Source organism: Indibacter alkaliphilus LW1 (assembly GCF_000295935.2).
Lineage (GTDB): Bacteria > Bacteroidota > Bacteroidia > Cytophagales > Cyclobacteriaceae > Indibacter > Indibacter alkaliphilus.
Genome location: NZ_ALWO02000037.1, coordinates 398,493 through 420,770 on the forward strand (window position 1 = coordinate 398,493; position 22,278 = coordinate 420,770).

Below are 22,278 nucleotides of genomic sequence, written 5' to 3' on the forward strand. Positions count from 1 at the left end.
AACCATCTTCAATGGCATTACAATGTGGCATCGTTGGTTTACCCAACGTAGGAAAATCTACTTTATTCAATGCGCTTTCCAGTGCGAAAGCAGAAGCAGCAAATTTCCCTTTCTGTACTATCGAACCCAATGTGGGTGTGGTGACAGTACCTGACAGAAGATTAAAAATCCTTGAGTCATTGGTCAACCCCAACAAAGTAATTCCTACGGTGATAGAGTTTGTAGACATAGCAGGGCTTGTCAAAGGCGCAAGTAAGGGGGAAGGCTTGGGGAATAAATTTCTTGCCAATATCAGAGAAGTAGATGCTATTATCCATGTGATCCGCTGTTTTCAGGATGACAATGTAGTCCATGTGGCGGGATCTGTAGATCCTCTTTTTGACAAAGAGGTCATAGACACTGAACTTCAGCTCAAAGACCTTGAGTCAGTAGAAAAGAAAATCGCTAGAATTGAAAAAATTGCCAAATCAGGGGATGCGAAAGCAAAAAAAGAACTTGAAACCCTTCAAACGTTCAAAGAAGAACTCAAGTCCGGAAAAAATGCCAGAGCAATTGAGGTAGAAAAAGAAGACCTTGAAGCTGTAAAAGATCTCCATTTACTGACCATCAAACCTGTTCTTTATGTTGCCAATGTAGATGAAGGCAGTATATTGACCGGTAATGAATTTGTAGAGAAGTTGAAAGAAAATGTAAAAGATGAGCATGCTGAAGTAATAGTACTCTGTGCAGCTATCGAATCCCAGATTGCTGAGTTTGAGGACCCTGAAGAGAAGGCTTTGTTCCTATCAGAATATGGATTAGAAGAAAGTGGGCTTAATAAATTGATAGCAGGTGCATATAAACTACTAAACCTGATCACTTACTTCACTGCTGGAGTTCAAGAAGTAAGGGCTTGGACAATAAGGCGAGGCTGGAAGGCCCCTCAAGCTGCAGGTGTGATCCATACTGACTTTGAAAGGGGTTTCATCAAAGCTGAGGTGATCAAGCTGGAAGATTATGAGAAGTTTAAAACAGAAGCAGCTTGCAGAGAAAATGGTAAAATTTCAATAGAAGGCAAAGAATATGTAGTAAAGGATGGAGATATTATGCATTTTAGATTTAATGTTTAAGAAATCTTTAAAAAATATTTGTACTTTTGCTGGAAACCATATATAAAGTAAACCGTTAGTAAGTTAAGTTTAATAATTGTTTAAAATTTTATTTTTAATACCGTGAGAGTAAGATTGATATTTTCCTTAAAAAACAAAGGTGCTTATTTACCATTTCACCATCAGTACATCTTGGCGCAATTCCTCAAGGGGTTAATTGTAAAAGGTGGACGAGAGGAGTTTTTCAACTACAATTACTTCAACTTCTCTGGGCTCAAAGGTCAGACCAAAGTAAGTAGAAGTGGACTTCATTACTATTCCAGTTTAGTCACATTAGTGCTTTCATCACCCAATGAAGAATTTATCGACTATTTGCTGGAACAAGTTTTTGAAACCCCAAAAATTGAGTTAGGAAACCTCATCATTTCTCCTGAGTACACTGAACAGGAGTTTGAACCAACATTGGAAGCTTCAAACAAATTTGTTTGTATTTCTCCACTTGTGCTTCTCACTCCGTCTTTCAATGACGAGTCAGGCAAAAGATTCATCAACCCGGATACAGACGAATTTTCTGACCTGTTGTATGAATCAACCCTGACAAGAATGGAAAGATCAGGATGGTATTCTCAAGAGCAAATGGAGTCCTTCTACAAGTTTCAGGCAGTACCTGACATGAATTACGTGAATAAGCTAAGAGAACAGCAAAAGAAATTTGCAAGAATTTATTCTGTCTATGACATGGATGTGAAATATGAAGTTCGTGGATACACACTTCCTTTCACCCTCTATGCAGCTCCAGAAGTTCAGGATTTTGTTTTCAAATGTGGATTGGGTGCCTTTACACATAAAGGTTTCGGTATGCTAGACCTTGCAAACCATGCCCCAAGTCAGAGAACAGAGCCCTACAAGTTCAAAAGAGAAGGTTTTATTCCTTACAAGTCTCAACAAGACCGAGGAAAAACCCCACCTTCAGAAACTGAAGAAAATCAAGACGGAAACTAATCAAAAAAACCCGATCAACATTGATCGGGTTTTTTCATTTATTATTATAACCTTCGCTTATTCGGGTTGAGGTTGAAATAACTGATGATCTCATCATACCTGGAACCCATATCTCTATAATAAACGAAAACTTCATATTCATTTTCAGTTTCAAAAAAGCTCCCCTCAATCGGAGTTATATTCCAACCTTCTTTGCTTTTGTAAGCATACTGATAGTCATACCAGCCCTGTTTCAAAATCAAAGTGGCCTCATAAGTATTGGTATTTGGATTTAACTTCATCTCTGAATCAGGACTAAACCCCCAATGAGTGAGCGATCCGATAAGGTATGGGGTTTCTGTAATCCCCTCAGCACTTAAGTAAAATGTCGTAACAATATATTCACTTTCCCTTTCATGGTTCTGGCGTTCTAAGTTCATTACTGCATACTGCCCATTCATATCCAAGTATTCAGAATAGACACCATTTGGTCTAGGCTTATCCAACCCTGCTTCTGCATAAACCACATCATCCTCCATTTTGACAGATTTTACATTCATTCCACGGGCCCTGACAAATCTCAAATCCAAGAACCTGAACTCATTTCCTCCCATGAATGTATTGCTGCCGTCAAAAAGATTGTATTCTATCATTTTTGTATCCTCCCGCAGCATTGTTGGATTACCCAGGACTTTCACGTTATCCCATCTTTGATTTTGTCTGATGAGAACACGCATGTTATTTTTTGGGTCAAACAACTCCCTTCCTTTGTAATTGATATTCACATTAAGTTGCTGCACCTTTCTCCTGTCCTCAGACTGGCTTGGCGGCACAACTCTGCTTGCAAGTGTTACTGCTTTTTGGTAAACCATAAACCTTTTGGTAATTATAGGTTGGTTTTGATCTCTTCCCCTATATATTTTCACCACGTAGTTTCCTGTTTTTGTTACAGGGGGCAAAACAAAGTTGTAGTGAATGTAAGGAATCCTGGTATCTATTGAATAATCATAGTCCAGCACATTAAACTCATTGTATTGATTGAGATATTCATTTTCTTTGAGGTCTGAAGCCGTCCAATCAAAATTGCAATGGATGATTTTGGCAGAATACATATCTGGGTCATAAGCCAGATCATCAAAAGTGAGATTGAGAGGAACTCCGCTATTAAGCTCGATTACCGGTGAATTCATCTGGGAAGCAAAGTCCCCCCCTCTCGGAAAGAGCCTTACAGATTGTATATTTTCTTCATAAATTCTATCATAAAAGGCTTCCTGTGCCAAACAAAGCATGGAAAAAAACATCATAAGGATGGAAAAGAATAACTTCATAAGTATAAATTGGAATTTTCAGGAAACTGTTTCTTGAAGCGTACTTATCTCTTCAACCAAAAGCTCCCACATATCATTAAGGTTTTCAATTTCATTTTTGACTCCAGCATATTCAATATTAATGCTTTCGAGCTTAGCACTATCTGAAAAAACGTCAGGATCAGCCATTTCTTTTTCAAATCGGGATTTTCTTTCTTCTAATTCAAGAATATTCTCCTCAAGCGTCGCCAGTTCCTTTTCCTTTTTCTTCAAATCCCTTCTAGCATCGTCTATTTCAGTATTGGAATACCTTCTTTTTTCTTCCTTTTTATCCTTTTTAGAATGTTTTTCACCTTCTTTGGGCTGAGAGGATTGCAAGGATTTCCAATAAACATACTCATCATAGGTTCCTGGGTATTCCTTAATCTGCTGATTTTCAATATACCAAATCTTATTGGCAACTCCTCTAATGAAATGTCTATCGTGGGAAACTGTGATAAACGTACCTTCATATTGCTCCAAGGCTTGAATAAGAATATTCACGGATTGCATATCCAAGTGGTTGGTGGGCTCATCCAAAAGCAGGAAGTTAGCCTCCGAAATAAGAGTTTTTGCTAAAGCAACACGTGACTTTTCACCGCCCGAGAGCACCTTTATTTTTTTAAAAACATCTTCATTGGTAAATAAAAAGCATCCCAATACATTCCTAAGCTCTGTCTCTGTTTTTCCAGAACCAGCCTGATTCATTTCCTGAAGAATCTCATTGTCAATATTCAAGGCTTCCAGCTGATGCTGTGCATAAAATGACTTGATCACATTATGACCTTCAGTTACCCTGCCATTGACCCGTTCGGATCCGTCTATAACTCTTAAAAGTGTTGACTTCCCCTTACCGTTGGCACCTATCAGGGCTATTTTATCTCCCCGTTCAATCCTGGCTGTGGTATTAGAAAGAATGGTCAGGTCACCATAAGCTTTGGAAACATGATCAAGCACAACTACATCTCTCCCGGATTTTTGGGAAAATTTAAACTTGAAGTTCACTGAGACATTGTCGTCAACTACTTCATTCACTTTATCCAAACGTTCCAAAGCTTTTACCCTTGATTGTACCTGGTTGGATTTGGATGCCTTTGCTCTGAAACGCTCAATAAACCTTTCGGTTTGTTTGATCATTTGCTGCTGATTTTCATAGGCATTTTGCTGGATTTCCATCCGCTCTTTTTTCTCTGATCTATAAAAGGAATAGTTTCCGGCATAGGATGTCAATGTCCCATTTGAAACTTCAACAGTAACATCGATGCAATTGTCCAAAAATTCCTGATCATGGGATACGACAATTACAGCCCCTTCATACGTTTTAAGGTAATTCTCAACCCACTGTATGGAAGGAAGATCCAAGTGGTTGGTGGGTTCATCCAGCATCAAGAGTGATGGTTTTTCCAAAAGCAATTTGGCCAACATTACTCTCATTCTCCATCCACCGGAAAAAGTCTTTAGAGGCCTCGTCAGGTCTGCTGTTTTGAAACCTATTCCCTCCAAAATTTCCTCTGCTTTGGCTTTGATGGTATATCCCTCATTTGCCTCAAATCTATCCTGAAGCTTAGCAAGCCTGTCTATAACTTTTTCGGAATAATCCGTTTCCATTTGCTTCAGCACCTGATCTATCTCATTCTGCAATGCCAGCGTTTCTTTAAAAGCTTCCAAAGCAACCTCAAGTATGGAATCCTCAGATTGATAAGAAAGCAAATCCTGGTTCAAAAAACCGATAGTGCAATCTTTAGCTTTTTGTATCTCCCCAGAACTAGGTTGATATTCTCCATCTATAATTTTCAGTAGTGTGGACTTTCCGGTCCCATTCAAACCTACAAGACCAATTTTGTCCTTTGGCTTGATATGCAGGGAGGTATTTTCATACAAGGCTCTTCCGCCTATATAATATGATAGATTATTGATTGATAACATCCTGCAAAAATACGTATTCTTCCTTTTATAAATGATTTGACAGGAAATATTACATGGAAAGTGTCTCTCTTTGAATTTTTAGATAACTTAGAGAGCCTGTCAGCAACTGAAATTCTCATTAAAGAAAGTCCAGATGAAAAAAATGTTATCCTTAATCGCAAGCACCTTGATCTACTTTTCTTGTACTGCCCAAAACAATGAATCCTATATACAACTGGAAACTATAAAACTTCCTCAAGGATTTGAAATCTCCGTCTGGGCTGATGACGTACCTGATGCCCGGTCTTTAGCTATGAATGCGGATGGCTCGGTTATTTTTGTAGGCAATAGGCAGGGAAAAAATGTGTACGCACTGAAAGACACAAATGGAGACGGAAAAGCTGATAAAAAATATACACTCGCTTCCGGATTGAGAATGCCAAATGGCGTTGCCTTCAAAAACGGAGATCTATATGTCGCTGAAGTTAGTAGAATCCTTAGGTTTAAAAACATAGAAAGTAACCTTGAAAATCCCAGCTACGAGGTGGTTTATGACCAATATCCCGATAAAGCTCATCATGGCTGGAAATTTATTGCTTTTGGACCAGATGGCATGTTATATGTACCAGTAGGTGCACCATGCAACATCTGTAAATCGGATGGGGAGATATTTGCGAGCATCACCAGAATCGATGTGAATGCTACCAATATTCAACCGGAGATTTTTGCCCATGGAGTGCGGAATACCGTAGGCTTCTCCTGGCATCCCCAAACCAAAGAGCTTTGGTTTACCGACAATGGCAGGGACATGATGGGTGATGACATTCCGGATTGTGAACTCAACCACGCCCCTCAAAAAGGCCTTCACTTTGGTTATCCATTTTGGCATGCAGGAGATGTGAAGGATCCGGAATTTGGAGACAAAGGAAAGGACAAGTCGGCCTATGTTGCTCCTGCCAAAAAACTAGGGCCACACGTAGCTCCTCTCGGCATGAGGTTTTACACAGCTGATCAATTTCCCAATGAATACAGAAACAATATTTTCATCGCAAAGCATGGCTCCTGGAATCGAAGTAAAAAAATAGGCTATCAGGTAACCCGAGTAATACTCGATGACAACCAAACTCCGGGCAAAGAAGAAGTCTTTGCAGAAGGCTGGCTGGACCATGACAGTCAGGAGGTATGGGGCAGACCCGTAGATGTCATGCAGCTGCCGGATGGAAGCCTTTTGGTGTCTGATGATATGGCCAATTGTATTTATAAAATCTCCTATAAAGGGTCTTAAAACATTGACCAACTACCTAAAAAAGACAATTTTTATCACCTTCTTAATCAAAAACATCCAAATTTCCGGATGAATATAGTTCCACTTTTGTATGTCAACTAAAACTAAACGATACAGCGCTGGCAAGGGGCTGATTTGGCTTTTTATTTTTCTTGCTTTGAGCCTGCTCCCACTTTTGGTAGCCTACTCTGGAGATATCCCAACAAAACGAACCCTCCTTGAGGAGTTGGGTGTGGTTTTGGGCTTTATCGGCTTGGGTTTATTCGGAATACAGTTTTTATTTTCCGGAAGGATCAAGCAAGTGGCTCCATCCTTTGGAGTGGACAATATTGTACAGTTTCATAAAGAAATAGGGATTGTCGCCATAATTTTCGTTTTAAGTCATCCAATCCTCTTATTGGTGTCTGACTGGGAATACATTTCATTTTATGACCCTAGGGAAAATCTTCCACGAGCTGCTGCCTTGTTCTTTGCTACTTTTGGCATGATTGCCCTGCTCTCCACCAGCCTTTGGAGGGTCAGCACTGGACTTAATTACGAATGGTGGAGACTCATCCACGGTGTTTTGGGATTCTCTTTGGTATTCATAGGCATTGTCCACAGCATTCAGGTAGGCCATTACCTCAATGAGTTCTATAAGATTGCTTTCTTTATTCTTTTCTTTGGTTCATTGGTTTACTTATTGGTTCACGCCCGTATGGTAAGACCATACATGGCCAAAAAAGATCCCTTTATCATCAAGGAGATACTACCTCGAAAGGATGACTGCTATACCTTAAGACTTGAAAAGAAAAGCGCAGAACCTTTCCGTTTCCTGCCAGGACAATTCACTTGGATTACCATTTCCCATACTCCATTTTCACTTCAGCAGCATCCCTTCTCTTTTTCTTCAAGTGCAGAAAATAGCATTCTGGAAATTACCGCCAAAAGAATCGGGGACTTCACCAACACCTGGAAATACCTGCAACCTGGACAGACTGCATTTTTGGAAGGTCCTTTTGGTTCCTTTACACTCAAAGAGAAGCCATGTTTTTTGGTCATGGGGGGAATTGGGGTCACTCCCGGCATCTCCTTTCTCAAAACTCTGGCAGATAGGAAAGACCAGAGAAAATGCATACTCATTTATGGAAATGAAAGCTGGAAAAAAATTCCTTTCAGAGAAGAATTGGACAGGCTGAAAAACCAAATCAACCTTAAGCTGATCCATGTTCTGGAAAAGCCTGACAAGGATTGGGATGGAGAAAAAGGTCTCATAGATGAAAAGTTGGTCACAAAATACCTTCCGGAAGATCTCAATGAATTTGACTATTACATCTGTGGCCCTGGACAGATGATGGACAAGGCCGAACTCACTTTCAGAAAACAAGGTGTGGATTGGAGAAATATTTATGCAGAAAGGTTTGACTTCGTATAAGACATGGAAAAACATCTAAAAATACTCTATAGAACCATTAAGCGGATAGCCGACCTATCAGGCTTAATACTTTTGGTAATTGCAATCATTTTTGCTTTAAGGTTGATATAAAAAAAACCTCCTGATCGGAGGTTTTACCAGTGCTTTCAAACAGCCTGAGCATTGGATTCCAGCCATTCCGGCTTGGTCGTTTTGACATTTGCCTGAAGCTGGTTGAGCAAATTGTAAATCCCAAAATAAGTCCGGTTAATGTACAGACCATGCCTTGAACCCCTAGCCTGTCTGGATTTTTTAAACATTTTGTCATTGGAAATTCTATCTCCAAGTTTAAATATCTGTTCGAAATAATCATCATTAGAAAAATCAAAAGAGTCCACGTGAAAAGGTTTGCCCAATAAGGAAATCATCTCTTTGAAAATATTTTTGAAGTACACTTTCTCTACATCCGTATCCTTATCACTGATAAATTCCAGGTTATAGAAAATCTCATTCAATTCATCTTCATTGATCAAAAGGTCTTTTTTGATCAATGAGAAATAACCATGGTAGAAATCCTCTGGAATCACCTTCACACAGCCAAAATCAATAATACCAAGTTTACCATCATTTTGAATGATAAAATTTCCCGGATGTGGATCTGCATGAACTTGCTTCAAGTTGTGGACCTGGTGGTGATAAAAATCCCACATTGCCTGTCCTATACGGTTTTTATCCTCTTGACTTGGGTTAGTTTCCAACCATTCTTTGATGTGCATTCCATCCAACCAATCCATGGTAATAATTCTGGCATCACTCATATCTTGATAGTAGCTTGGGAAGTTGAGGTGGGCAATATGACTACATGCTTCAGAAATCTCCTTGGATCTTTGTACTTCAAGGATATAGTCTGTCTCTTCCAATAATTTGCCTTCCACTTCTTCCATGTAATGATCCAATTCGCGCTCATTCATATTTAGCAAGCGTAATGCGAATGGTCTTACAAGTTTCAGATCAGAGCTGACAGAATCAGCCACTCCAGGATATTGAATCTTAACTGCCAACTTTTTACCATCCTTAGTTGCTTGATGAACTTGGCCTATAGAGGCAGCATTGACTGCTGATTTGGTAAAAGTATCATACAGTAGTTCTGGCGATTTACCGAAATACTTTTGAAATGTCTTGACGACTAAAGGATATGATAGAGGCGGAGCACTGTATTGAGCCATTGTAAATTTATCCTGATAGGCCCTCGGTAAAATATTCTTATCCATGGACATCATCTGGGCAACTTTCAGTGCAGAGCCTTTCAATTGACTCAAAGAGTTGTAAATATCTTCAGCATTGTTGTTGTGCAACTCTTCTTTTGTCATAGAAGGATTTACCACTTTTTTGGCGTAGTGCTTCACATAGTTACCGCCTACTTTTGCTCCTGTGCTTATAAATTTAGCTGCCCTTTGCACTTTGGACACAGGAATGCTTTGCTGCTCTTTCATATTATTCTCCTTCACAGTTTCTCCTTATTTATTTTGATATAAAAACTTCGCAAAATCAATGAATGTATCCAGTGCACTTTTGCCCATCAGATCAAATGCAAGATTCACTGATTTTTCGATAGCAGCATCGGTTTTTTCGAAAGCCTGCGAAGTATCTTTCAGCCAAAACTGAAACACAAACCAGACTTGCAACCAAAGAGCTTCATCATATCTATCTGATATGATAGGTCTGCTGGCTATTTCTTCTGTCTCTTTTCCTTCTAAAATAATCTCGTTAGCAAAGTCCTTGAACTTATCTTTGAAAACTTTAACCTCTGTAGGAAGTAGATTTTTCAAAGCTTTGCTTTTCTCATACTGTACCAATAGATAGGAACGGTTCTTTTTGAGTTCCTCCACCCAGGTAAATAGAAAACCCAATAACTTCTCTCTTGCTGAATACTCTCTAAAAACTTCCTGTGATTCCAAGCTATTAATAGTGTCATCAAAAAGCTTTGACCATACCGCCGATTTGATACTTTCAAATGAAGTGAAATAAGAATAGAATTCTTCTTCCTTCATTTTTAATTCCTTCGCAAATTTGAATACTGAAGCAGGTTCTTGCCCATGTTCCAAAACATATTCAATGTATGCACTAATAATTTTTGATCTATTATCGACTTTGGGAGATTTTTTTGCTGTTGATTTTTCCATGTTACACAATTATTCTACTTGCATAACACCATAAGGATTGTAAGGGTTTTGATAAAAGTGAAATAATCACGAATCCTTAATTGAATGGGAAAACAAAAATCCAAACCAATAAATTACAAAAATGAAGAATTACGTTCCTTTTTGAAAAAGGATTCAATTCTGAGATTATAAAAAAAGGCTCTCTACCTATATAAAAAGCCTTTTCAAATAATTTAAAGACAATTTAATTTACCACTTTCTCGATAACCAAGTTATGATTGGTGTAGATACAAACGTCTGCAGCTATGCCAAGGCTTTCTCTTACCATTTCTTCGGCAGACAGGTGGGTGGCAAATTTTTTCAGTGCTCTGGCGGCAGATTGGGCATACATACTTCCTGAACCGATGGTTGCGATACCCAAATCAGGTTCAATTACATCACCTGTCCCTGAAATAATCAGAATATCCTCAGAGTCCGCTACGATCATCATGGCTTCTAGCTTGCTCAGCATCCTATCCGTTCTCCATTCTTTGGCCAGCTCTACCGCTGCCCTTTTCATATTGTTTCCGTATGCACCTAGTTTCTCTTCAAACTTTTCAAGTAAAGTGAAAGCATCTGCTGTGGAACCAGCAAAGCCGGTTACAATCTTACCATTTTGCAGTTTTCTGATTTTATTGACTGAACTTTTGGCCACTGTATTCCCCAGAGTAGCCTGCCCATCAGCACCTATAACTACTTCTCCATTGTGTTTGATGGCTACTACGGTAGTTGATTTTATTTTTTCCATTTTTTAGACTTTAGACATTAGATGTGAGACAAGAGACAATTAGCTCTCTTTAAAGTTTGGAAATTTGGTTAGCAAAGTATTACGGAAATAGGTTGGATAAAAATCCAAAATCCCAATGTCAACCGATATCCATTAACCCAATATTAGGCAAAGCATATTTCAAGATTATAACGTTCAATAACTATACAAAAACAAAAAGTCCTGACAAATCAGGACTTTTTGGCATATTACAAATTACAGTTTAGATCAGAATGCGTACTGGATCTTCCAATAGACCTTTCAATGTCAGTAGGAACGCAGAGCCTACAGCTCCATCCACTACCCTATGGTCACAGGACAATGTCACTTTCATCACATTTCCTACCTGCATTTGTCCATTTTTGACAATTACAGTTTCTTTGATTCCACCCACTGCAAGGATACAGGCATCTGGTGGATTAATGATAGCTGTGAATTCTTCTATACCAAACATCCCAAGATTCGAAATAGTGAAGGTATTACCTTCCCAATCTTTGGGCTGAAGTTCTTTATTCTTAGCTTTTCCACCTAGACTTTTTGCTTCATTGGAAATCTGAGACAGAGATTTGGAATCGGCAAACCTAATAACTGGCACCAACAATCCTTCTTCCACAGCCACAGCCATTCCGATATGGATATGGTCATTGTACCTGATCTTGTCTCCTAGCCAAGAGGAATTGACTTTAGGATGCTGACGGAGGGCGGCAGCAGCAGCTTTGATCACCATATCATTGAATGAAATCTTGACAGGTGAAACCTCATTCATACTTTTTCTGGCTTCGATAGCTTTATCCATGTTTATTTCCATGGTCAGATAAAAATGCGGCGCAGTAAACTTGCTTTCAGCAAGCCTCTTGGCTATCACTTTCCTCATTTGGGAAACCTTCTCTTCTTTGTAAGATTCCTGTCCGACTGCTGGAGCTGAACCAACTCCTTCTGCAGCTTGAGCTGGCTGTTGAACAGAAGCTGGATCAAAGTTTTCAATATCCCGCTTTACAATTCTACCATTTTCACCTGAACCTTTTACCAAGGCAATATCAATTCCTTTTTCAGAAGCCATTTTTTTGGCAAGAGGAGAAGCTTTCAGTCTTCCGCCATCAGTGGTTGACGAAGAAGAACCTGAAGATGAAGGTTTGCTTACTTCAGCTTTTGGTGCTTCAGATTTTTTCTCGTCTTTCTTTTCTTCTTTTTTATTCTCCTCAGCAGGGGCTTCGGCAGACTCAGACTTAGCCTTGTGAGCTTTAAGAAGAGTTTCATAATCAGCCCCTTTTTCACCAATAATGGCTATCACACCATCAATTTCGACAGAATCCCCAGCTTCAACACCTATGTATAATAAAGTACCGTCTTCATAAGATTCCAGTTCCATAGTAGCTTTATCAGTTTCCACTTCAGCTATTATATCTCCGGATTTGATATCATCGCCTACTTTCTTCAACCAGGAGGCAATAGTACCCTCAGTCATGGTATCACTCATTTTGGGCATAGTGATCACTGTGGCATTGATATCAGATGTATCTATTTCTTCTTTTGGAGCAGATTCCTTATTGGTTTCTGATTTTTCAGAATCTTTACTTTCTTCCTTCTCTTCGGTGGATTCTCCTTTTTTCTCTGATTTGGAATCAGATGAATCACCGCTTTCAATTTCTTTGAGCAAAGATTCTATATCTTCTCCTTCTTCTCCGATGATCGCAATGACTCCATTGACTGGTACAGCATCCTTTTCTTCTACACCTATATGAAGCAATGTACCCTCTTCATAAGATTCAAGCTCCATGGTTGCTTTGTCAGTTTCTACTTCTGCTAAAATATCTCCGGGTTTTACGGAATCTCCTACTTTTTTCAACCACGCTGCAATAACACCTTCTTCCATGGTGTCACTCATTTTGGGCATTCGTATTATTTCGGCCATATGCTATTTATATCCTATTCTAAAATTTAAAGCAGTCCAAAAATAGTTCTTAAAAAGTCTACATTCAAATTTAATAGTAGTATTTTCAGGATTGAAAACAGCCTCATTCCTCATTTTGTTTGTAAATGCCTATTGTAAAAAAGATTGAATATGATCATCCCAAATGGCAATTTAATGGCCATTTGCAGACTATTATACCAAGTGTTTTCAGACAAGCCTTCCGCTTACCTTTTGATAGAGAAAGAGTTAATACCCCGGATGGTGATTTCCTTGACTTAGACTGGCTCCGAAATCAGTCCTCCAAATTAGTCATCATTAGTCATGGATTGGAGGGTAATAGTAGAAGACCTTATATGACAGGAATGGCAAGGCAATTTTTCTCAAATGGCTATGATGTACTCAATTGGAATTACCGGGGCTGTGGTGAGGAATTGAACAGGAAACCCATCTTTTATCACTCTGGAGCAACTTATGATCTTGACTTTGTCATCAATCATGCAGAAGCTTCCTACAAGGAAATATATCTGATTGGCTTCAGTCTGGGAGGAAACCTCACTTTAAAGTATTTAGGTGAATCAAGAAGCCGCACTGAAAAAATCAAAAAAGGAGTTGCTGTAAGTGCTCCGCTTCACCTAGAATCTTCATCTGTGAAAATATCAACCGGAGAAAACATTATTTATGCCAAACGTTTTCTAAGAACTTTAAAAGAAAAAGTGGTTCAGAAAGCAAAAATATTCCCGAATGACATCCCGGTAGGAATTTTAAGGAAAATCAAAACCCTTCAGGATTTTGATGATCATTTCACTGGTCCATTGCATGGATTCGAAAATGCCCATGATTACTATGAAAAAAACTCTTCTCTTTACTTTTTGGATGGAATTGAGGTTCCCTGCCTGATATTAAATGCACAAAATGATCCATTCCTCAGTGAAAAATGCTTTCCTGTAAGCATTGGAAGGCGGCTTGAAAATGTTTGGATGGAATTCCCTAAATATGGAGGACACGTAGGTTTCAGTCCAAGAAAAAAAGAAGATATCTACTGGTCTGAGCATAGGGCATTTGAATTTATCACAAGAGATCAGTAATTTTCAAGAAACCATTGAATCCATGTGCGGAAGATATTCACTCAGCAAAAGTAAATTAGAACTGGAGGAGAGATTTCAAGCAGAAATGCTCGGAGATTTTCAACCGAGATACAACATTGCTCCCACCCAGCTGGTACCTGTCATAACCTCTGATAGCCCAAAAGGCTTTTCATTCTTTTATTGGGGAATCACCCCGGATTTTGCCAAAAACAAACCGGTATCCCAAAAATTCATAAACGCTAAAGCAGAAACAGTTCATCAAAAAGCTTCATTCAAAAATTCTTTTAAAACCAGAAGATGCCTAGTCCCCGCAGACGGCTTTTTCGAATGGAAAAGAGTAGGTAAAAAAACCAAAATACCATATAGATTTACGATAGGAGATGGAGAGCCCTTTTCATTTGCAGGAATCTGGGAAGAGTATGAAAATGAAAAAGGTGAAACCAAGCATACTTTTTTGATCCTGACCACTGAGCCAAACAGTATAGTACAGGAAATTCATGACCGTATGCCTGTAATTTTGAAAAAATCTGATGAAAAAAAATGGCTGGATAAATATTCCAAGGATGAGGAATTACTGAGTATGCTTGGAACCTATACAGCTGAGAAAATGCAGAGTTATACAGTGTCCCAGCAAGTCAATCAAGTCAGTAATGATAATCCTAGCCTTATCAAGAAAACATCCCCAATGGATCAATTCGGAAACTATACCCTCTTTGGATAATGAATAATCTTGAAATCATTGATTTGCATTTTTTGGAAACCAAGGAAGCCATTGCCAGCTTCATGATCAAAACAAGTGAAGGCCCAATATTGATAGAAACCGGCCCTGAAAGCACATTTAAACAGCTTGAACTTGGAGTTAGAAAGTCGGGGTTTGAACTGAAGGACATCAAACATGTATTCTTAACTCACATTCACTTTGACCATGCGGGCGCCGCTTGGAAGTTGGCAAAAATGGGAGCACATATTTATGTGCATCCTGCTGGGGCCAAACACTTGAACCAACCTGATAAGCTTTGGAATTCCGCTGCGCAAATTTACGGGGACCAAATGGAGAAGCTCTGGGGCAAAATGGAGGGAATTCCTTCTGACCAATTGAGGGAAGTCAAACATAAAGAAGTATTAACAATCGGAGATACAGAAATCACATCCCTTCATAGTCCCGGCCATGCCGTTCACCATATTGCCTGGAAAATCAAGAATTCAATATTTGCCGGGGATGTTGCAGGAGTCAAAATTGAATCTGGGCCAGTGGTTCCACCATGTCCTCCACCTGATATTAATCTTGATCATTGGAAAAAGTCCATACTACTCTTGCAAAAAGAAAATCCGAAAGATATTTACTTAACTCATTTCGGAAAAATAACCGATATCCATTCCCATCTTGATCAGCTTAAAAACACCTTGGAAAGTTGGGCGGATTGGATCAAACCCTATTTTGAAAATAATACTGATCAAAAGGAAGTAATTCCTCTTTTTATGAATTTCGTGCAACAAGAACTCAAAAATCTTGGTTGTACAGAGGAACTTATTAAAGTCTATGAATATGCTAATCCAAGTTGGATGTCCGTAGCTGGATTGTATAGGTATTGGAAGTTAAAAACTACAGGCAGAATTTAGAAGTTTACCCAGGACAAAATTTGGTTTTTGCCATCCCGAGATATATTGGGATATTTGTATTCTGCTTTAAATCATCAACTGACCCAAATAACTGAATTAATGAATAGATCCAAAATCAAAGGTGTAGGTCATTATGTACCAGATAGAGTTATAAGTAATGACTACCTATCTACTATCATGAATACCAATAATGACTGGATTGTAGAAAGGACAGGTATCCAAGAAAGACGTTGGTTTACTCCAGGAAAAGACACCGTAACGAGCATGTCTGCCGCAGCCTCCAAGATGGCAATAGAAAGAGCAGGCCTTGAGGTTAAGGACATTGATTTTATTGTTTTTGCGACTATTACTCCTGATTATTTTCTTCCCGGAAATGGTGTACTCCTTCAGCGGGAGCTCGGGCTTCAAGGTGTAGGCGCCTTGGATATTCGAAATGCATGTTCAGGTTTCATTTATGCTTTATCAGTTGCTGATCAATATATCAAAACCGGAATGTATAAAAACATCCTTGTGGTAGGTGCTGAGATTCAATCCTCTGCCTTGGATAAAAGTGATGAAGGCAGATCAAGTGCTGTTATTTTTGCAGATGGCGCAGGGGCTGCTGTTTTGGGGGTAAGTGATTCCGAAAATGCAGGAATTCTTTCTACTCACCTCCATGCTGACGGAGATTATGCTGAAGAGTTGTATTGCAGTGATCCAGGAAGTAGTCGGGAAGTCAGGATATCACCTGAAATGATAGATGCTGGAGATTTTTTCTTGAAAATGAATGGGAATGCTGTTTTTAAACATGCTGTTGTGAGATTTGCAGAAGTTATCAAAGAAGCACTTGACGCCAATCAAAAAGACAAATCTGAAATAGATTTACTGGTACCACATCAGGCAAATCTAAGGATAAGCAATTATATCCAACAAAAACTTGGCCTTCCAGACGAAAAGGTTTTCAATAATATTATGCACCTGGGCAATACAACTGCAGCCACAATCCCTATCGCCCTAAGTGAAGCTTGGGAGCAGGGAAGAATTAAAGAAGGTGACTTGCTGTGCTTGGCCGCATTTGGAAGCGGTTTTGCGTGGGCTTCAGCCTTACTCTATTGGTAAATGGAAACTCATGATTTTTTTGATCCTGTATTTTGGGAAAACTCAGACTCGTTTTTTCAAAAATATAACAATCAAAAAAAACTTATCATTAAACTCCTAGAAGAGATTTCCAATGAATTTCCTGTAAAAAAACAAAGAGAATCAATACCCGGATCAAAAGGAAATAAAATTTTCCAAGGGTACAACCTCAAAGGGAGGCCTTATCAGGTACTGGATATGGTAAGGCTTTTTGACAGAGGGGATGGAATTAACATTCGTGTCTTACATTGGGTGGGCAAAGGACTATATATTTTCTTGTATTTGGGTAAAAACCCTGCTTCTACCAAATTTTGGGATGAACATGAATATTTTCCTCTAAAAATGATTTTCAATGGAAAAACCTCTTTTGACTACCCCTTCATCCTTAAGAATTCTCAATCAATCAAAGGCAATATACTTGAATTAAAGGATAGAGAATATGTAGTTCTCTGGGAAAAAATACCAATAAGGACGAATTTTAAACATAACCTTGACAATATTAATTCTATGATTCAGACTATCTTGGATTATACTCACTAAGTTTTTCAAATTTGGACAAATTAACCTAATTTAGAACCGGCATGCGAAGATTTCGTAAGCTTATGCAAACAAAGATTTCCCATATATGAAATATATTTTTGGCATTCTGTCCTTGGTATTGATCACATTCACATCCTGGGGGCAAGGCAATTCCAATGTAGTATCCATTTATAATGCAGATTCCACTTTGGTAGGAACAGGAATCATGAACAATGGAAGAATGGAGGGATTGTGGAAATTTGAAAATCCCAAAACAGGACGACTTATCCAGACAATTACTTTCCGTTCTGGCAGTAGAGATGGCTTAGCAGTTGTTTTCCACAGTAATGGAAACCGTCAACTGGAAGCAGAGTACCGAGACAATAAACTCAATGGCGTTTTTAGGGAATATGATATGACAGGTGCTATCATTTTAGACCGAGTATACAAGGACAGTGTCGCGGTAGGTTTATACAGGGAATTTTATGGACGTACAGGCCAACCTGATTTCTTCAATCCAAGGCAAGTAAAAGTAGAAGGACAATACGCAGACGGAAAGAAAAATGGTCGTTGGGTAACTTTTTACAATAATGGTGAGCCAGCTATTATTCAAAATTTCAATAATGGAGTTCAAGAAGGATCTTACCAGGAATTCTCAGTGGATGGAGATCTGTTAGTGACTATAAACTATCAAAATAACAGACCGCATGGAACCTTCACCCGGTATTCTTTTAATAAAATGGTAGAGGAAAGGGGAGAGTATAAAAATGGCCGAAGAATTGGGAAATGGGAAGCATTTTATCCAGGAACCAGGGTTTTAGAGTCCGAAAAACATTTTGATGACAACGGTAACAAAACAGGAGAGTGGAAATTTTTCTATGAAAATAGACGTCAGGCAAGAATTGAGCGATATGAAAACGATATTCCTGTTGGCGTTTGGGAGGAGTTTTTCCCCAACAGAACACTTTCAAAAAGAAAAACTTATGAATTGGGACTTCCTATTGGGAAATATGAAGAGTATCACTCCAACGGTAAAGTCTCAGTAGAAGGGCAATATAGAAATGGGGTCAAAGACGGCTTATGGAAAAATTATTTTCCAGAAGGTACCCTGTATTCTATCGGTGAATATAGAAATGACTTAAAAACAGGTCTTTGGAAGTATTTCAACAAAATCGGAATCCTAATTGCCGAAGGGGAGTATAGTCTGGGTTCTGAAAATGGCCAATGGTTCTATTATTATGATGGAGGACAATTAAAATCCGTTGGAAGTTACTTTCTTGGCTTTGAAGAAGGCGTCTGGGGTTTGTTTTATGACAACAAACAACTCACACAAGAAGAATTCTGGAGCAATGGTAGACTAATGAATGTGTCTGACTATTACACTTATGATGGTAGTGCTACCCTTGAAAAGGGCACACTGGAAGATGGGAAAGGTACAAGAATAACCTATTACACTTCAGGGAAAAAAGAATCTGAGGGAAACTATGAAATGGGGAAGCCTGAAGGCACTTGGATTTATTACCATGAAAACGGAAATAAGGCGTCCGAAGGCAATATGGAAGACGGCAAGAAAGAAGGAGCTTGGAGGTACTACAATCTTAACGGAAGACTTGAACAAATTATAAACTTTAAAAATGATGAAATAGTCACTGAAGAGGATGAAATGAGAAATGAAATTCAATTTAATTTCTCTAATTAAATGAACCATCCGTCCATTAATCAGTTACTTTTAAAAAAGGTATGTTCGGACTATTTAAGAAAAAGACTGAAGTAGAAAGACTTCAGGAAAAGTATAAAGAGTTATTGGAGAAGTCTCATAAGGTTTCTCATAGCAATAGGACAGAAGCAGACAAGCTTATGGCTCAAGCGGATGAAATCGCACAGAAAATTGACCAGATAAAGAAAAACTACTAGAATGAAGCCAGCTAAGCAGCTGGCTTTTTTATTTTTTTAAAAATTTGAGAAACTGTATCACACTACTGAAGATTTTTTTCCTAAAACCTTGAAAATCAGATCACGGTTTCATCAAATTCAAGTACTTTTTCTAGTAAAGAATAATTTTGCTAAAACGGTTTTGCTAATTTTTTATTCTAATTAATATAATTATTTCAAAACTATATTTCTTTTTTTAGCGTAAACCCAACTAAACGCACAAAAACCTACAATTATGAAAACTGCAATCCTATATCGAATAAGCATGGTACTTTTGCTAGGCATAGGTATCGCTCTGAGCAACAGAGCTCATGCATCTCCATATCACACAGGCGTTTCATTTCAGGTCTTCTATAATGAGTTGTCACCCTTCGGCGACTGGGTTATGGACCCAAATCATGGGTACGTCTGGGTACCTTATGCAGAGGCTGGCTTTCAGCCTTACCTGACTAACGGGTATTGGACTATGACAAATTACGGAAACACCTGGGTTTCCAATTATGATTGGGGCTGGGCTCCTTTCCACTATGGGCGCTGGTTTTGGAGTGACTATTATGGCTGGGCCTGGGTGCCCGGATATGAGTGGGGACCAGCTTGGGTAAGTTGGAGAACCGGAGGTGGATTCTACGGTTGGGCTCCTCTTGGGCCAGGTATGCACGTGAATATCGCTATAAATATCCCCCACAGACATTGGGTATTCCTTCCTCAAAGGAGATTTAGAGCTAGATACTTTCACAGATATTTCGTTCCGAGCTATAATGTGGTCAATATATATAATAGGACTACGATCATCAACAACACCTATGTCTATAACAATACCACATATTATACAGGGCCGTCCAGAAATGAACTCCGGAGAGTTACCGGTAGAAATGTTCCAGTCTATAATGTCAGCAACTCCAATAGACCGGGCAGAGCAAACCTAAATAACAACAACCTGAGTTTATACAGACCTCAAATTGATAGATCAAGGACAGCGAATCAGGAAGCTAAACCCTCTAGGGCTTACACAGCAGAAGAATATAGACAAAGACCAGAAACCAGAAGCAGGCTAAACAATTCTGCTCAAAACAACCGTAATGATCGCGCGCTTCAAAATCCCGGATCGGCTACAAGATCAAACAGCCAAGCCACAAGGGCACAAGGCAACACTTCTCAGCAAAACAGAATTGCTACATCTCCTAATAGATCAGCAAATCAGTCCAGAAATGCAACTATGGGAACGAGATCTAATAGTGAAATTAACAATCATGCTGTCACTTCACCATCCCATAGGTCCAATAGCAATGTCCAAACTGGAAGAAGCCAAAGAAGTAATGCTCCTGCGGTCAACAATTCCAGAAATACAACAAGACAAAGCAATCCGGCCATGAGAAGTGGGTCAGCAAATAGGCAAAGTTCTCCAGCTGTTAGAAGTGGATCATCTAATCGAAGCAACAATCCATCAGTAAGAAGTGGGGCATCTACGCGACAAAATAGCCCTGCTGTAAGGAATAGTGCTCCAAGTAGACAAAGTTCTCCAGCGGTGAGATCTGGTTCTTCAAATAGAAGCAATAGTCCTTCGGTAAGATCTGGATCTTCGAGTAGGCAGAGTTCTCCGGCTGTCAGGTCTACTCCAAGCAGAAGCTCTTCTTCAGGAAATACATCGAGGCAAGGGTCAAGCAGAGGCAGCAGAGGAGGTAACTAAACCCTAAGAAAAAAAGACCATTCAGATTGAATGGTCTTTTATTCATTTACAGAAAAAATAAAAGCACTACCCGACAATGAATAAAAAAAATTCTAAGGACCCACCAAAATATTTATAATTGTCTATTTTTTTGTTTAAGCCCTTTTGTAATTCTTTAAAAAATCACTTAATTGTTTGAAATTTTGCTATGAACCTAATCAACCCAAAAAAAGCCCTCGATAAGACCGGTGGTGTAGTAGAAACCAAAAGCTACATCAATAAACTTAAATTAATCAAGAACCTCTATACCAAAGGGAGTAATACAGCCGGTGAAATGTGTAACGAAGTAGGAATAAGCCTACCTACAGTGAATTCACTACTGAGTGACTTGATGAGCTCAGGAGAAATAATCAAACATGGCCGGGCTGAATCTCAGGGAGGAAGAAAACCCGACCTCTACCGGCTTTCAGATGACTCATTTTATATTATATCAGTAGATATCAATAAATTCCGGACAAGGGTAGCCATTTATAATAGCCTAAATAAAGCCATCACTACTGCTGAAATACTCAAGCAGCAACTGAATAATGAAAGAGAAACTTTTGATGCTATTTGTGATTTTGTGATCAGGCATAAAGAAAAATCAGGACTTGAGGACAGTAAAATAATTGCAGTAGGAATTTCGATGCCAGGCTTGATAGATTCTGTCAACGGCATCAACCATACTTATTTGAAATTCGGAAAAAAGAGCCTGGTTGAAAATTTTGAAGCAAAATTTGGAAGGCAGGTATATCTTGAAAACGATGCCCGGGCTATGACCTTGGCTGAATTCAAGTTTGGTCAAAATGAATCCTACAAAAACGTTCTGGGAATATTTATAGGTTGGGGAATCGGAATTGGGATAATTATAGATGGTAAACTATACCATGGAGCCACCGGGTTTGCAGGTGAGTTCAGCCACTCCCCCATTTTTGAAAGCCTTGACACCAATACGATCAATAAAAATACAAGCCTGGAAACAATAGCCTCAGGAACGGCTATTGTAAAAATGGCTAATCAAGCTATTCAGCTGGATGAGGATTCAATCCTTGCGCGAATGGCAAAAGAGAACAATAATGAAATAGAACCAGCCCTTGTGGTAGAAGCCGCACTTTCAGGAGATCAGAGAGCCATAACAATTTTATCTGAAGCAGGTCTTTTTTTGGGTAGAGGAATCTCCATCTTAATTCAATTGTTGAATCCGGAGCTTATTATTCTAGGAGGCTCAATTGCAGAAGCCAAACAGTATCTGACTATTCCAATTCAGCAAGCACTAAACATCTATAGTATGCCCAAAACCCGCGAAAGCACCGAATTGGTTATCTACAAGCTTGGGAAAGAAGTTGGATTACTTGGAGGAGTCGCTGTCGTAAACGAAAAGATATTTGAGGATATCTTTGATTCGTATTAAATTGAAATAGACT

General features: G+C 39.0%; 19 protein-coding genes. 13 read left to right on the forward strand and 6 right to left on the reverse strand.

Annotated elements, in window-relative coordinates; all coding sequences use genetic code 11:
• The first annotated feature begins 11 nt into the window (after window positions 1-11).
• A complete protein-coding gene (gene ychF, locus A33Q_RS14130) occupies window positions 12-1,109 on the forward strand; it encodes a redox-regulated ATPase YchF (RefSeq protein ID WP_009033511.1) in 1,098 nt (365 codons plus the stop codon).
• Window positions 1,110-1,211: 102 nt separating this feature from the next.
• Entirely contained in the window at window positions 1,212-2,090 is an 879-nt protein-coding gene (cas6, locus tag A33Q_RS14135) for a CRISPR-associated endoribonuclease Cas6 (RefSeq protein ID WP_009033512.1), read from the forward strand.
• Window positions 2,091-2,134: 44 nt separating this feature from the next.
• On the opposite strand, the gene A33Q_RS14140 is transcribed toward cas6, so the two are convergent.
• Window positions 2,135-3,397 (reverse strand): type IX secretion system plug protein, encoded by a 1,263-nt coding sequence (locus tag A33Q_RS14140; protein WP_009033513.1) that lies wholly within the window; start codon window positions 3,395-3,397, stop codon window positions 2,135-2,137.
• 18 nt (window positions 3,398-3,415) lie between these two features.
• Window positions 3,416-5,341 (reverse strand): ABC-F family ATP-binding cassette domain-containing protein, encoded by a 1,926-nt coding sequence (locus A33Q_RS14145; protein WP_009033514.1) that lies wholly within the window; start codon window positions 5,339-5,341, stop codon window positions 3,416-3,418.
• 142 nt (window positions 5,342-5,483) lie between these two features.
• Here A33Q_RS14145 and A33Q_RS14150 point away from each other — a divergent pair, with 142 nt between their 5' ends.
• Together A33Q_RS14150 and A33Q_RS14155 are read left to right on the forward strand one after the other, a co-directional pair.
• A complete protein-coding gene (locus A33Q_RS14150; protein ID WP_407635787.1) occupies window positions 5,484-6,605 on the forward strand; it encodes a PQQ-dependent sugar dehydrogenase in 1,122 nt (373 codons plus the stop codon).
• Between the two features lie 91 nt (window positions 6,606-6,696).
• Window positions 6,697-8,019, forward strand: coding sequence for a ferredoxin reductase family protein (locus tag A33Q_RS14155; RefSeq protein ID WP_009033516.1), 1,323 nt, complete (start codon window positions 6,697-6,699; stop codon window positions 8,017-8,019).
• 146 nt (window positions 8,020-8,165) lie between these two features.
• On the opposite strand, the gene A33Q_RS14160 is transcribed toward A33Q_RS14155, so the two are convergent.
• From A33Q_RS14160 to A33Q_RS14175, 4 genes are all read right to left on the reverse strand, one after another.
• The gene (locus A33Q_RS14160) at window positions 8,166-9,491 is read right to left on the reverse strand and encodes an ABC1 kinase family protein (protein ID WP_009033517.1); all 1,326 of its coding nucleotides are present in this window, start codon (window positions 9,489-9,491) and stop codon (window positions 8,166-8,168) included.
• 24 nt (window positions 9,492-9,515) lie between these two features.
• Window positions 9,516-10,181 carry a TetR family transcriptional regulator C-terminal domain-containing protein gene (locus tag A33Q_RS14165; protein WP_009033518.1) on the reverse strand — a complete coding sequence of 222 codons (666 nt, stop codon included), beginning with the start codon at window positions 10,179-10,181 and terminating at the stop codon, window positions 9,516-9,518.
• Between the two features lie 223 nt (window positions 10,182-10,404).
• Window positions 10,405-10,947 carry an ATP-dependent protease subunit HslV gene (hslV, locus tag A33Q_RS14170; protein ID WP_009033519.1) on the reverse strand — a complete coding sequence of 181 codons (543 nt, stop codon included), beginning with the start codon at window positions 10,945-10,947 and terminating at the stop codon, window positions 10,405-10,407.
• Window positions 10,948-11,188: 241 nt separating this feature from the next.
• Window positions 11,189-12,877 carry a pyruvate dehydrogenase complex dihydrolipoamide acetyltransferase gene (locus tag A33Q_RS14175; protein WP_040490471.1) on the reverse strand — a complete coding sequence of 563 codons (1,689 nt, stop codon included), beginning with the start codon at window positions 12,875-12,877 and terminating at the stop codon, window positions 11,189-11,191.
• 125 nt (window positions 12,878-13,002) lie between these two features.
• On the opposite strand from A33Q_RS14175, the gene A33Q_RS14180 reads away from it, so the two are divergent.
• The 9 genes from A33Q_RS14180 to A33Q_RS14220 all read left to right on the forward strand — a co-directional run bounded on the left by A33Q_RS14180 (window position 13,003) and on the right by A33Q_RS14220 (window position 22,265).
• Entirely contained in the window at window positions 13,003-13,962 is a 960-nt protein-coding gene (locus tag A33Q_RS14180) for a YheT family hydrolase (protein WP_009033521.1), read from the forward strand.
• Between the two features lie 22 nt (window positions 13,963-13,984).
• Entirely contained in the window at window positions 13,985-14,683 is a 699-nt protein-coding gene (locus tag A33Q_RS14185) for an SOS response-associated peptidase (RefSeq protein WP_009033522.1), read from the forward strand.
• Entirely contained in the window at window positions 14,683-15,582 is a 900-nt protein-coding gene (locus tag A33Q_RS14190) for an MBL fold metallo-hydrolase (protein WP_009033523.1), read from the forward strand. The genes A33Q_RS14185 and A33Q_RS14190 overlap by 1 nt, the downstream gene beginning before the upstream one ends.
• A gap of 99 nt (window positions 15,583-15,681) precedes the next feature.
• Entirely contained in the window at window positions 15,682-16,680 is a 999-nt protein-coding gene (locus A33Q_RS14195; RefSeq protein WP_009033524.1) for a 3-oxoacyl-ACP synthase III family protein, read from the forward strand.
• Window positions 16,681-17,238 carry a hypothetical protein gene (locus A33Q_RS14200; protein WP_009033525.1) on the forward strand — a complete coding sequence of 186 codons (558 nt, stop codon included), beginning with the start codon at window positions 16,681-16,683 and terminating at the stop codon, window positions 17,236-17,238.
• An 85-nt stretch (window positions 17,239-17,323) separates the two neighbouring features.
• Window positions 17,324-18,916 (forward strand): toxin-antitoxin system YwqK family antitoxin, encoded by a 1,593-nt coding sequence (locus tag A33Q_RS14205; RefSeq protein ID WP_009033526.1) that lies wholly within the window; start codon window positions 17,324-17,326, stop codon window positions 18,914-18,916.
• A gap of 41 nt (window positions 18,917-18,957) precedes the next feature.
• Window positions 18,958-19,131 carry a Lacal_2735 family protein gene (locus tag A33Q_RS21995; protein ID WP_009033527.1) on the forward strand — a complete coding sequence of 58 codons (174 nt, stop codon included), beginning with the start codon at window positions 18,958-18,960 and terminating at the stop codon, window positions 19,129-19,131.
• 253 nt (window positions 19,132-19,384) lie between these two features.
• Window positions 19,385-20,836: a DUF6600 domain-containing protein gene (locus A33Q_RS14215; protein WP_016255287.1), complete on the forward strand. Its 1,452-nt coding sequence runs from the start codon at window positions 19,385-19,387 to the stop codon at window positions 20,834-20,836.
• 187 nt (window positions 20,837-21,023) lie between these two features.
• Complete coding sequence (locus A33Q_RS14220) at window positions 21,024-22,265, forward strand: ROK family protein (RefSeq protein ID WP_009033529.1); 1,242 nt, start codon at window positions 21,024-21,026, stop codon at window positions 22,263-22,265.
• Window positions 22,266-22,278 lie beyond the last annotated feature (13 nt).

Excerpts from the sequence above, each read along its gene's own strand:
- ychF (WP_009033511.1), top strand. The coding sequence starts at position 12 with ATGGCATTACAATGTGGCATCGTTGGTTTACCCAACGTAGGAAAATCT.
- A33Q_RS14140 (WP_009033513.1), bottom strand. The coding sequence starts at position 3,397 with ATGAAGTTATTCTTTTCCATCCTTATGATGTTTTTTTCCATGCTTTGT.
- A33Q_RS14145 (WP_009033514.1), bottom strand. The coding sequence starts at position 5,341 with ATGTTATCAATCAATAATCTATCATATTATATAGGCGGAAGAGCCTTG.
- A33Q_RS14150 (WP_407635787.1), top strand. The coding sequence starts at position 5,484 with ATGTTATCCTTAATCGCAAGCACCTTGATCTACTTTTCTTGTACTGCC.
- A33Q_RS14155 (WP_009033516.1), top strand. The coding sequence starts at position 6,697 with ATGTCAACTAAAACTAAACGATACAGCGCTGGCAAGGGGCTGATTTGG.
- A33Q_RS14160 (WP_009033517.1), bottom strand. The coding sequence starts at position 9,491 with ATGAAAGAGCAGCAAAGCATTCCTGTGTCCAAAGTGCAAAGGGCAGCT.
- A33Q_RS14165 (WP_009033518.1), bottom strand. The coding sequence starts at position 10,181 with ATGGAAAAATCAACAGCAAAAAAATCTCCCAAAGTCGATAATAGATCA.
- hslV (WP_009033519.1), bottom strand. The coding sequence starts at position 10,947 with ATGGAAAAAATAAAATCAACTACCGTAGTAGCCATCAAACACAATGGA.
- A33Q_RS14175 (WP_040490471.1), bottom strand. The coding sequence starts at position 12,877 with ATGGCCGAAATAATACGAATGCCCAAAATGAGTGACACCATGGAAGAA.
- A33Q_RS14180 (WP_009033521.1), top strand. The coding sequence starts at position 13,003 with ATGCCTATTGTAAAAAAGATTGAATATGATCATCCCAAATGGCAATTT.
- A33Q_RS14185 (WP_009033522.1), top strand. The coding sequence starts at position 13,985 with ATGTGCGGAAGATATTCACTCAGCAAAAGTAAATTAGAACTGGAGGAG.
- A33Q_RS14190 (WP_009033523.1), top strand. The coding sequence starts at position 14,683 with ATGAATAATCTTGAAATCATTGATTTGCATTTTTTGGAAACCAAGGAA.
- A33Q_RS14195 (WP_009033524.1), top strand. The coding sequence starts at position 15,682 with ATGAATAGATCCAAAATCAAAGGTGTAGGTCATTATGTACCAGATAGA.
- A33Q_RS14200 (WP_009033525.1), top strand. The coding sequence starts at position 16,681 with ATGGAAACTCATGATTTTTTTGATCCTGTATTTTGGGAAAACTCAGAC.
- A33Q_RS14205 (WP_009033526.1), top strand. The coding sequence starts at position 17,324 with ATGAAATATATTTTTGGCATTCTGTCCTTGGTATTGATCACATTCACA.
- A33Q_RS21995 (WP_009033527.1), top strand. The coding sequence starts at position 18,958 with ATGTTCGGACTATTTAAGAAAAAGACTGAAGTAGAAAGACTTCAGGAA.
- A33Q_RS14215 (WP_016255287.1), top strand. The coding sequence starts at position 19,385 with ATGAAAACTGCAATCCTATATCGAATAAGCATGGTACTTTTGCTAGGC.
- A33Q_RS14220 (WP_009033529.1), top strand. The coding sequence starts at position 21,024 with ATGAACCTAATCAACCCAAAAAAAGCCCTCGATAAGACCGGTGGTGTA.